Source organism: Candidatus Methylomirabilota bacterium, from assembly GCA_036005065.1.
Classification (GTDB): domain Bacteria; phylum Methylomirabilota; class Methylomirabilia; order Rokubacteriales; family DASRDR01; genus DASYQW01.
This window is the reverse complement of sequence record DASYQW010000235.1, coordinates 1-10025: the sequence shown is the minus strand read 5'-3', so window position 1 is coordinate 10025 and position 10025 is coordinate 1. Positions and strand designations below refer to the sequence as shown.

10 protein-coding genes are annotated in these 10025 nt (G+C 70.9%); 8 read left to right on the top strand and 2 right to left on the bottom strand.

Annotation, left to right across the window (positions count from 1 at the left end; all coding sequences use genetic code 11):
* The first annotated feature begins 257 nt into the window (after positions 1 to 257).
* From nuoL to VGW35_17240, 8 genes are all read left to right on the top strand, one after another.
* Positions 258 to 2141 carry an NADH-quinone oxidoreductase subunit L gene (nuoL, locus tag VGW35_17275; GenBank protein HEV8309414.1) on the top strand — a complete coding sequence of 628 codons (1884 nt, stop codon included), beginning with the start codon at positions 258 to 260 and terminating at the stop codon, positions 2139 to 2141.
* Positions 2142 to 2208: 67 nt separating this feature from the next.
* Positions 2209 to 3717: an NADH-quinone oxidoreductase subunit M gene (locus VGW35_17270; GenBank protein HEV8309413.1), complete on the top strand. Its 1509-nt coding sequence runs from the start codon at positions 2209 to 2211 to the stop codon at positions 3715 to 3717.
* A gap of 120 nt (positions 3718 to 3837) precedes the next feature.
* The gene (locus tag VGW35_17265; protein ID HEV8309412.1) at positions 3838 to 5304 is read left to right on the top strand and encodes an NADH-quinone oxidoreductase subunit N; all 1467 of its coding nucleotides are present in this window, start codon (positions 3838 to 3840) and stop codon (positions 5302 to 5304) included.
* Positions 5305 to 5334: 30 nt separating this feature from the next.
* The gene (locus VGW35_17260; protein HEV8309411.1) at positions 5335 to 6510 is read left to right on the top strand and encodes an MFS transporter; all 1176 of its coding nucleotides are present in this window, start codon (positions 5335 to 5337) and stop codon (positions 6508 to 6510) included.
* Positions 6511 to 6533: 23 nt separating this feature from the next.
* Positions 6534 to 6797 carry a type II toxin-antitoxin system prevent-host-death family antitoxin gene (locus VGW35_17255; GenBank protein HEV8309410.1) on the top strand — a complete coding sequence of 88 codons (264 nt, stop codon included), beginning with the start codon at positions 6534 to 6536 and terminating at the stop codon, positions 6795 to 6797.
* Positions 6798 to 6889: 92 nt separating this feature from the next.
* A complete protein-coding gene (locus tag VGW35_17250; GenBank protein HEV8309409.1) occupies positions 6890 to 7309 on the top strand; it encodes a RidA family protein in 420 nt (139 codons plus the stop codon).
* A gap of 48 nt (positions 7310 to 7357) precedes the next feature.
* A complete protein-coding gene (locus VGW35_17245; GenBank protein HEV8309408.1) occupies positions 7358 to 7903 on the top strand; it encodes a Uma2 family endonuclease in 546 nt (181 codons plus the stop codon).
* A 31-nt stretch (positions 7904 to 7934) separates the two neighbouring features.
* Positions 7935 to 8264 carry a RidA family protein gene (locus VGW35_17240; GenBank protein ID HEV8309407.1) on the top strand — a complete coding sequence of 110 codons (330 nt, stop codon included), beginning with the start codon at positions 7935 to 7937 and terminating at the stop codon, positions 8262 to 8264.
* Between the two features lie 617 nt (positions 8265 to 8881).
* Here VGW35_17240 and VGW35_17235 read toward each other — a convergent pair.
* The gene (locus VGW35_17235) at positions 8882 to 9349 is read right to left on the bottom strand and encodes a nucleotidyltransferase domain-containing protein (protein HEV8309406.1); all 468 of its coding nucleotides are present in this window, start codon (positions 9347 to 9349) and stop codon (positions 8882 to 8884) included.
* A 462-nt stretch (positions 9350 to 9811) separates the two neighbouring features.
* Positions 9812 to 10025 (bottom strand): HEAT repeat domain-containing protein (locus VGW35_17230; GenBank protein HEV8309405.1); only part of this gene is annotated, 214 nt, incomplete at its 5' end.

Below are 10025 nucleotides of genomic sequence, written 5' to 3'. Positions count from 1 at the left end.
GGTAGGTCATGGCCCGCTCCACGGCGGCCGCCGACCATCCCATGGTCACCTCCTTGGCTGACCATGGATGTACCGGCTACCGCCCGCAAAGCGGACACTTCATTTGCTCTCGGGAGCGGACAGATTATGTGCTCCCTACACGTGACCGACCCGCCGTTGACACCCCGGAGGCCTTCCGCTAGGCTACGGGTGCACGCACGAGCCGGCCCGGGGTGATCCCGGGCCGCTTTGTGTGATCGCCCGATGCCCGCGCAGCCATGGTCCATCTGATCTGGCTCATGCCCGCGCTTCCGCTGGCGGGCGCCCTCGTCAACCTCTTCTTCGGGCGTCGCCTCGGCCATCGCGCCCACTGGGTCGCCGTGCCCCCCGTCGGGCTCGCCTTCTGCGTCGCCCTGGCCGCCTTCCTGCGGGTCTGGCGCGGTCACGAGACATTCGCGGGGCCCCTCTGGGACTGGATCGTGGCCGGCACCTTCCGGGCGCCGGTGACGTTCCAGCTCGACCAGCTCTCGGCCGTCATGCTGCTCGTCGTGACCGGCGTCGGCTTCCTGATCCACGTCTACTCGATCGGGTACATGCATGCCGATCCGGACTACCCGCGCTTCTTCACCTACCTCAATCTCTTCGTGTTCTCGATGGTCATGCTGGTCCTGGCCGGGAACTTCCTTCTCCTCTACGTCTTCTGGGAGGCGGTGGGACTGTGCAGCTACCTCCTGATCGGCTTCTGGTACACGCGGGAATCGGCGGCCGACGCGGGGAAGAAAGCGTTCATCGTGAACCGGGTGGGCGACTTCGGCTTCGGCCTCGGGGTCATGCTGATCTGGACGACGCTCGGGACGCTCGAGTACACGGAGGTCTTTGCCAGGGCGCCCATCCTGACGGTGGGAACGGCGACCGCCATCAGTCTCCTGCTCTTCCTGGGCGCCTGTGGCAAGTCCGCCCAGCTCCCGCTCCACACCTGGCTCCCCGACGCGATGGAGGGCCCGACCCCCGTCTCCGCGCTGATTCACGCGGCGACCATGGTGACGGCGGGCGTCTACATGGTGGTCCGGGCCCACGCGCTCTTCGAGCGGTCGGGGGTGGCCCTCGACGTGGTGGCCTGGATCGGCGTCGTCACGGCCGTGTTCGCCGCCACCATCGGCCTCGTCCAGACCGACATCAAGCGGGTGCTCGCCTACTCGACGGTGAGCCAGCTCGGCTACATGTTCGTGGCGGTGGGCGTCGGCGCGTACGCGGCCGGGATCTACCACCTGGTCACGCACGCCTTCTTCAAGGCGCTCCTCTTCCTGGGGGCGGGGTCCGTGATCCACGCGCTGGCCGGTGAGCAGGATCTCCGCAAGATGGGGGGGCTCTGGCGGCGGCTCCCGCAGACGCGAGACGTGATGCTGGTGGCGACGATCGCCATCTCGGGGATCCCGCCGTTCTCGGGCTTCTTCTCGAAGGACGAGATCCTGGCCGGGGCCTGGTTCGCGGGCCGGCCCGCGATCTTCCTGCTCGGGCTGGTCGGGTCGGCGCTGACGGCCTTCTACATGTGGCGGCTTCTCCTCCTCACCTTCTTCGGCGCCTCCCGCGTGGCCCACGAGGTCGGGCACCACGTCCACGAATCGCCTCCGGTCATGACGGTGCCGCTCTGGATCCTGGCGATCCTGGCGGCGGCGGCCGGGCTGTGGGGCGTCCCGTGGGCCGAGGGCACCTGGATCGGCCACTTCCTCGATCCGGTGCTCGGCCGGGGGCCGGCCCAGGAGGCGGTGCACCACGGCCCGGCCTGGGGCCTCATGGCGGTGTCGGTGCTGGCGGCCCTCGGCGGGATCGTCGTGGCGTGGCTCTTCTACATCCGCGGGTGGGCCGACCTCGGCAAGGTCGGCGTGCCGCAGAACGCCGCGCACCGGGTTCTGCTCCACAAGTACTACGTGGACGAGCTCTACGAGGCCCTCTTCGTGCGGCCGACCGTCCGGGTGGCGGAGTGGTGCGCGCAGGCCTTCGACCTCGGCGTGATCGACGCGGCGGTGAACGGCGTCGCGGCCCTGGTGGCCCGGGCGGCGGCGGGGCTCCGGCGCTACCAGACCGGCTTCGTCATGAACTACGCGCTCTCCATGCTGATCGGCGTCGTGGCGCTGCTGGGCCTCCTCCTCTGGCCGCGCTGAGGGCCGCGAAGGAATTGGATGCGAGACGCGGTCGTGCGTGGACGACGGGAGGCAGCGGGCTGAGTCCATGCTGCTGACCGCGATCGTCTTCCTGCCGACCCTCGGCGCCCTCACCCTCCTCCTCCTCGACCGGCGCGACGAGGATCGGCTTCGCGGGGTCGCCCTGTGGGTCTCGATCGCGGCCTTCCTCGTCTCGGTCCACCTCTGGATCCTGTTCGAGAGGGGCCGGTCCGGGATGCAGTTCGTCGAGCGCTACGCCTGGATCCCGGTCTCGGGGATCACCTACCATCTCGGCGTCGACGGTATCAGCCTGCTGCTGGTCCTCCTGACGACGTTCCTCATGCCGCTCTGCCTCCTCTCCGCCTGGTCCCAGATCACCACCCGCGTGAAGGAGTTCCTGATCGCCATGCTGCTCCTGGAGACGGCGATGCTGGGGGTCTTCGTGGCCCTCGACCTCTTCCTCTTCTTCGTCTTCTGGGAGGCGATGCTGATCCCGATGTACCTCGTCATCGGGGTCTGGGGCGGCCCCCGGCGGATCTACGCGGCGGTGAAGTTCATCCTCTACACGATGCTGGGCTCGGCGCTGATGCTGCTGGCCATCCTCGTCCTCTACTACCTCCAGGGCCGCCAGACCGGGGTCTACACGTTCGACTACCCGACCATCGCCCGGATGACCCTGGAGCCGGGTATCCAGGTCCCGCTCTTCCTCGCCTTCGCCCTGGCCTTCGCCATCAAGGTGCCGATGTTCCCGTTCCACACCTGGCTCCCCGACGCCCACGTCGAGGCGCCGACCGCGGGTAGCGTGATCCTGGCCGGGGTGCTCCTGAAGATGGGGACCTACGGCTTCGTCCGGTTCTGCCTGCCGCTGTTCCCCCACGCCTCGGCCGTCTTCGCGCCGGCGATCTTCGTCCTCGCCGTGATCGGCATTCTCTACGGCGCCTGGGTCTCGATGGTCCAGCCCGACCTCAAGAAGCTCATCGCGTACTCGTCGGTGAGCCATCTGGGCTTCGTGATGCTGGGGCTCTTTGCCCTGAACGCCCAGGGCGTGCAGGGCGGGATCCTCCAGATGGTGAACCACGGCCTCTCCACCGGGGCCCTCTTCCTCCTGGTCGGCATGATCTACGAGCGGCGACACTCCCGCCTGATCGCCGACTTCGGGGGGCTCTGGGCCGTGGTGCCGCTCTTCTCGGCCGTGTTCCTCTTCGTCACGCTCTCGTCGATCGGGCTGCCGGGGCTCAACGGGTTCGTCGGGGAGTTCCTGATCCTGGTCGGCGCCTTCCAGGTGAGCCGGCTCTTCGCGGTCCTGGGGACGCTGGGCATCATCTTCGCGGCGGTCTACATGCTGTGGATGTACCAGCGGGTGGCCTTCGGCCCGGTGCGCCACGAGGAGTCGCGGCACCTGCCCGATCTCGGCGCGCGGGAGATCGCGACGCTGGCGCCCATCCTCCTCCTGATCCTCTGGGTCGGGGTGTATCCCAAGCCGTTCACCGCCGTGATGGAGGCGTCGGTCGCGGAGCTCATCGCCGTCGTGAAGGCCAAGGCAGGGCTGCCGATCGGCGCCTGGTGGCTCCCCTGAGGCTCGTGAAGGCATTGATGCGGGACGTGGCTGTGCAGGGGCGACGGCGAGCACCGGGCTGCTGGTGGGGGGGTTTGGGGGGGAGCGGCAGCAGGCGCTCCCGCCCCAAGCTGGACTGACATGCCGATCGCGCTGCCCCCGCTCAGCTGGCCGGTCCTGGCGCCTCTCCTCATCGTGACGGGCGCCGGCTTCGCGGTGCTCCTCCTCGATCTGGCCCCCCCGCAGAACCGCAAGGGACACCTGGCCGCCGCCGGCGTGCTGGGCCTGGCAGGCGCGCTCCTGGCGTCGGCGATCCTCTGGGGCGGCCCGGCGTCGACGTTCCAGCGGATGGTGGTCCTCGACGACTTCGCGCTGTTCCTCAACGCGGTCTTCTGCCTCTCCACGGCGCTCGTGCTCCTCCTCTCCGTCGGGTATGTCCGCCGCCAGGGCATCGAGGCCGGGGAGTACTACATCCTGGTCCTCTTCGCCGCGGTGGGCATGATGCTGATGGCCTCCGCGCTCGATCTGCTGGTGATCTTCCTCGGCCTCGAGCTGATGTCGCTCTCGCTCTACGTGCTGGCCGGCTTCTTTCGCGCGCGCCCGACCGGGAACGAATCGGCCATGAAGTACTTCCTCCTGGGCGCCTTCGCGAGCGGCTTCTTCCTGTACGGGATCGCGCTCCTCTACGGGGCGACCGGCACGACGAACATCATCCAGCTCGGCGCCGCCCTGGCCGCCCCGGGCGCCGGGCGGGACCCGCTCATCCTGGCCGGCCTGGCGCTGCTCCTGGTGGGCTTCGGCTTCAAGACCTCGGCGGTGCCGTTCCACCAGTGGGCGCCCGACGTGTACCAGGGGGCGCCGACGGCGGTGGCGGCGCTGATCGCCACCGGCTCCAAGGCGGCGGCCTTCGCCGCGCTCCTGCGCGTCCTGGTGGCGATGCGGGCCGTCCAGCCCGACTGGGTGATCCTCCTCTGGCTGATGGCGGCCGTCACCATGACGGTCGGGAACGTCGTCGCCCTGGCCCAGTCGAATCTCAAGCGCATGCTCGCCTACTCCTCGGTGGCCCACGTGGGGTACATGTTCGTCGGGCTGGCAGCGGGCCCGGCCCTCGGGGGGGCGGCGGTGCTCTACTACCTCCTCGTCTACTCGTTCGCCACCGTCGGCGCCTTCGGCGTGATCCTGCTCCTCGAGCGGCCGGAGCCGGCGGGCGAGGAAGCGGTCGAGCTGCCCGAGTACGGCGGGCTCGCCGCCCGGCATCCCGTCCTCGCCCTCGTGCTGACCATCTGCCTGCTCTCGCTGATCGGCCTGCCGCCGACGGCGGGCTTCGTCGGGAAGTTCTACCTCTTCAGCGCGGCCATCCAGGGCGGCCTCGTCTGGCTGGCGGTGATCGCCGTGCTGAACTCGGTGGTCGCCGCCTATTACTATCTTCGGCTGATCGTCTACATGTACATGCGCGAGCCCGAGGGCGAGGGCCTCCGGGCGGTGCTCACGCCGGCCGCCGGTCTCGCGCTCGCGCTCGCCGTCTGGGCCACGTTCCACCTGGGCCTGATGCCCGGGGCCGTGTTCGCGCTGGCCCAGCGCGCCGCCGCGCCGCTTCTCCCGCAGTAGCCGCCCTCCGGGTTCGGTCGTCCCGACGAGATGAGCGGGCCGCGCACCAGCCTGGCGGTCGCGGCGCTCACCATGGCCGTCGAAAACGGGACCGTCATGGCCTTCAGCGTCCTCTACCTCCCGCTCGTCGCCGAGTTCGGCGAGGGGCGCGGGATGGTGGCGATGGTCCAGTCCGGCGTCGTCCTCCTGGGCGGCCTCGGCGCGCCGCTGGCCGGGGCCGCCCTCGACCGCTGGGGGCCCCGCCGGCTGTTCCAGGGCGGCGCCGCCCTCGCCGCGCTCGGCCTCCTCTGGGCCAGCCAGGTCCAGAGCCTGCCGTGGCTCGTCCTGGCCTACGGCGTGGTGGCGGGCGCCGGGCTCTCGTTCCTCGCCAGCCAGCCGAACATGGTCGTCGTGGCCCAGTGGTTCCCGCGCCGCCGCGCCCAGGCCATCGCGCTGGCCGACCTCGGGACCCCGGCCGGCGTGTTCCTGCTGGTGCCTTTGACGCAGCTCCTGGTCGACCGCCTCGGGTGGCGGACGAGCCTCCAGATCCTCGCCGCGCTCCTGGTCGTGCTCGTCATCCCCGCCAACGCCCTCCAGCGCCAGCCCCCCGCCGCCGCCCCCGCCGTTGGCGCGGGCGCGCGGTCGCTCCGGACGGCGCTCCGGACGCCGACCTTCTGGTGGCTCGCGCTCCTGCGATTCTTCGCGGGGCTCGGGTTCACGCTCGTCAACACGCACGCGGTGGCGGCGGCCGTCGGCGCCGGGATCCCGCCGCTCCAGGCGGCGGCCGCCCTGGGCAGCGTGAGCGTGGTGAGCCTGGGGGGGCGGCTCGGGGTCGGCTGGCTCGCGGACCGGCTCGGCCCCGCGCCCGCGCTCACGGTGAGCTATTCGAGCGGCCTCGCCGGGATCGGCTGTCTCGGCGCGCTGGTCGCCACCGGCCGGTGGGAGTGGCTCGCCGCGTTCGTCGGCTTCTACGGGCTCGCCCAGGGGAGCAGCGGCATCGTGGCGACCGCCGCCGCCACCGCGGCCTTCCACGGCCAGGCGGTGGGCGTCATCACCGGGTGGATCGCGGTCGCCAGCGGCCCCGGAGAGGCGCTGGGCGCCTGGGGCGGCGGCGCCCTCTACGACTGGACGGGCGGCTACCGGGCGGCCCTCGGCCTCTCGGCGGCCGCCCTCGTCACGGGCGTCGCCGCCATCTGGCAAGTACGGGCGCGGGCCTGGACGCCGTGACCACTTCTGGCTATCTTCTGACCATGAGAGCAGTCCGGATCGCGGAGCTGAAGGCGCGCCTCAGCGAGTACCTGCGGCGGGTTCGCCGCGGCCACGAGCTCACGGTCCTCGACCGAGATACCCCGATCGCCCGGATCGTTCCCTACGGGCGGCCTGGCCCGGCGCTCCAGATCCGCCGTCCGCCTCCCGGCTCGGCGGGTCTCCACGCCGTCCCGCTCCCGCCACCGCTCCGGGTCAAGACCGACGTCGTGGCCTTGCTGCTCGAAGAGCGGCAAGGGGAGCTTTGATATCCGACCCATGGCGACCCACGACGCCGCGCTGGCGACAGCCGCCCGGGCCTCCGGCCTGCGCGTCGTCGGTGCGAGCTGAAGGAGGCACGATGCCGCGGCACCAGCTCATTCGCGCCGAGGGACTCTCGGAGCCGATCAGCCACTACTCGGACGCGGTCCTTGCCGGGGACACGATCTACGTCTCGGGCCAGGCGAGCCTCGACCGGGACGGGAAGCTGGTCGGGGCCGGGGACGTCGTCGCCCAGACCCGTCAGGTGCTGGAGAACATGAAGCTCGCTCTGGCCGCGGCCGGCGCCACGCTCGACGACGTCGTGAAGGTCACCGTCTACCTGGCGCACTGCGCCGACCGCCCGAGGGTCAACGAGGTCCGCCAGGCCTATTTCGGCGCCAACCGCCCGGCCTCCACCCTGATCGGGATCAGCGAGTTCGCGATCCCGGGGATGCTCGTCGAGGTCGACGCCGTCGCGGTGGTCGGGCCCGCCCGGGAGCGCGCCCCGGCCGCGCCTTGATGAAGTTCGGCCGCTGGCGCAGTATGATAGTCGACATAGGGCAGGGCGATGGAGACAGGGCTGAAGCAGAGGCTCGACTACGACGACTACGCCGCGATTCCGCCCGACCGGAACCGCTACGAGCTCCTCGACGGTGAGCTCTGTGTGGCGCCGGCGCCCAGTCCCCTGCACCAGCGCGTCTCCAAGCGGCTTCAGCGCCAGCTCGAGGCCTACTTCGAGGCCCGGGGTCTCGGCGAGGTCTTCGACGCCCCGATCGATCTGATCCTGTCGTTTCACGACGTCGTCCAGCCGGACCTGGTCGTCGTCACCGAGCCGACTCAGATCTCCGGTCGCGGCGTCGAGGGGCCGCCCGCGCTGGTCGTCGAGGTCCTCTCACCCTCGACGCGGAACCAGGATCGGACGGCCAAGGCCCGCCGCTATGCCGGCCTTGGCGTCCCGCATTATTGGCTGGTGGACCCCGAAGCCCGGCGGTTCGAGTGCTACCGGGCCGAGCAGGGCACCTACCGCCTCGTCTGCGCCTCCGAGGGCGACGCCTCCCTCTCCCACCCTGACTGGCCCGACCTCCGGCTGAATCCCGCCGACCTCTGGCGGTAGCGCGTCCGACCGGCTCCGGGCACACTGCCATATGGGCCGGGCCGGCGACACGATCTACGTCTCGGGCCAGGCCAGCGTGGACCGGGACGGGAGGCTGGTCGGGGCCGGGGACGTCGTCGCCCAGACGCGTCAGGTCCTGGAGAACATGACGCTCGCCCTGGCCGCGGCCGGGGCCACTCTCCACGACGTCGGGAAGGTCACCGTCTACCTGGCGCACTGCGCCGACCGCCCCAAGGTCAACGAGGTCCGCCAGGCCTACTTCGGCGCCAACCGCCCGGCCTCGACGCTGATCGGGATCAGCGAGTTCGCGATCCCGGGCATGCTCATCGAGATCGACGCCGTCGCGGTGCTCACGCGATGAGCGTCGCGCGCGAGCGGGTGGAGGGCCTCGTGGTATGATCGGCTCACGGTGAGCCTGCCGCCCGACCTGCGTCACCTCTTCTGGGACTGCCACCCATGGTCACCGCCCTTCGCTCCCGACTCGACCAGACCACCTTCGACGCGGCGTGGGCGGAAGGGCGGGCGATGAGCGTGGAGCAGGCCATTCGAGTCGCGTCATCCGAGGACACGCGCTGAGGCGGTCGATGGAGGGTCAGGCAGGGCGCGCGCTCAGTCCCGCAGTCGCGCTGGCGGATGCGGGATAGGCGCGTCTCAGGCCGACGTGCCGCCGAGCGCTCGGTCATAGAGGGAGACGAGGTGGCGAACCCACGTCTGGACACTCTCGGCCTGGTCGCGGCTGAAGAGCTTCGAGGGTGGCACTCCGCCAGCCTCGTCCCCATAGAAGGCGGCGCTCCGCTGCTCCGTGGAGGCGGGGTGGATCGACGCCAATGGAGCGCAGGAGCCCCTTCGTCACGAGCTCGACGATCGCCTGGCCCTCCCGGATCACGGCGTCGTAGCGTTGATGATCGAGAAAAAGGTCGAGGGCCTGGAGCCGGACCTTCGCCTGCGCCAGGTAGTCAGCGGCCAGATGCCTCGAGTTCACAGCTCGATGGCCTCGCCGAAGGCGCAGTCCTCCTTCAGGATCCAGTAGGGGTGGCCCTGAGGATCCGTGGCGCGCCTGGATCCCAGCTCCGCGAGCCGCCGCCCCAGACGGTCGAGGACTTCCTGAAAAAACCCGTCCCGATCGTGGAGCAGCACCCCCTCCACGGTGAGATCGAGGTAGAAGGGGTGCGTCGCCTTCGCCTCCTCCGTGGTCAGCAGGATCACCGAGAGCTTGTGCGCCAGCTCGGAGGAGACCTCTCCTGCGGTAGCGCGCCACAGGCGAAAGCGCTCGAACCGGGACCGCGGCAGGCTGGCGGCGACGATCAGAAGGTCGATGTCCGAGTCGGGTCCGGCCGTCCCGCGCGCCCACGACCCGAAGAGAACGACGCTGACCAGGCTGTCGCCCCAGGACGCGGCGAGCGTCTCGACGAAGCGAGCGAGATCGGCCGGGAGCGTCTGAGCCATGTCTTCCACCGGCGACTCTACTACGCGTCCGCCTTCGGGACAAACCAACGGGCCGCGGCCTCCTCGATCCCCCTGAACCCGGCCGCCGTGGACGTCGACGTGTGCAATTCGAGCAGCGGGTGCAGGAGGGGACGCCGGCGGCGCTGGAGGCGGCGGCGCGGCTCTACCAGGGCGACCTGTTGGCGGGGCTCACGGTGAAGGCGGCGGCGCTCGAGGAGTGGCCCATTGGGGAGCGGGAGCGGCTGCGGGAGCCGGTGCACCGGACGCTCATGCGGATGCACACCGAGCTTGAGCAGCGTGGGGCGGCGCTTCGGCAGTACCAGTTTGCGTCGCGGTCCTGCAGCGGGAGCTCGGGGTGGAGCCCGAGTCGGAGACCAGGGCGCTCAACCAGGAGATCCCGCGGGTGCGGCACCCGGTCCCCGAGCGGCTGCTAGCCACGGCGCTCCCGAGCACGCCCTCCCCCTACTCCTCGGCTCCGGCCGAGCCGCCCCCGGGACGCGCCAGCGCGGCGGCCAAGGCCCGGATCTGCGGGTCATCATCCAGGAGGGCCAGGTCCAGCGCCTCGCGCGCGCGGGGCCCGGCGGCATCCCACAGCGCCGTGAGCGCGGCCTGCCGCACCCGCGCCGCCCGGTCCCGGAGGGCACTCACCAGCGCGTGCTCGGCCTCCGGCCAGTCC

What these genes read in the sequence shown, in the direction of transcription:
- VGW35_17235 (HEV8309406.1), bottom strand. Translation starts at nt 9,349, where the DNA reads ATGGCTCAGACGCTCCCGGCCGATCTCGCTCGCTTCGTCGAGACGCTC.
- VGW35_17265 (HEV8309412.1), top strand. Translation starts at nt 3,838, where the DNA reads ATGCCGATCGCGCTGCCCCCGCTCAGCTGGCCGGTCCTGGCGCCTCTC.
- VGW35_17245 (HEV8309408.1), top strand. Translation starts at nt 7,358, where the DNA reads ATGGAGACAGGGCTGAAGCAGAGGCTCGACTACGACGACTACGCCGCG.
- VGW35_17250 (HEV8309409.1), top strand. Translation starts at nt 6,890, where the DNA reads ATGCCGCGGCACCAGCTCATTCGCGCCGAGGGACTCTCGGAGCCGATC.
- VGW35_17270 (HEV8309413.1), top strand. Translation starts at nt 2,209, where the DNA reads ATGCTGCTGACCGCGATCGTCTTCCTGCCGACCCTCGGCGCCCTCACC.
- VGW35_17240 (HEV8309407.1), top strand. Translation starts at nt 7,935, where the DNA reads ATGGGCCGGGCCGGCGACACGATCTACGTCTCGGGCCAGGCCAGCGTG.
- nuoL (HEV8309414.1), top strand. Translation starts at nt 258, where the DNA reads ATGGTCCATCTGATCTGGCTCATGCCCGCGCTTCCGCTGGCGGGCGCC.
- VGW35_17260 (HEV8309411.1), top strand. Translation starts at nt 5,335, where the DNA reads ATGAGCGGGCCGCGCACCAGCCTGGCGGTCGCGGCGCTCACCATGGCC.
- VGW35_17255 (HEV8309410.1), top strand. Translation starts at nt 6,534, where the DNA reads ATGAGAGCAGTCCGGATCGCGGAGCTGAAGGCGCGCCTCAGCGAGTAC.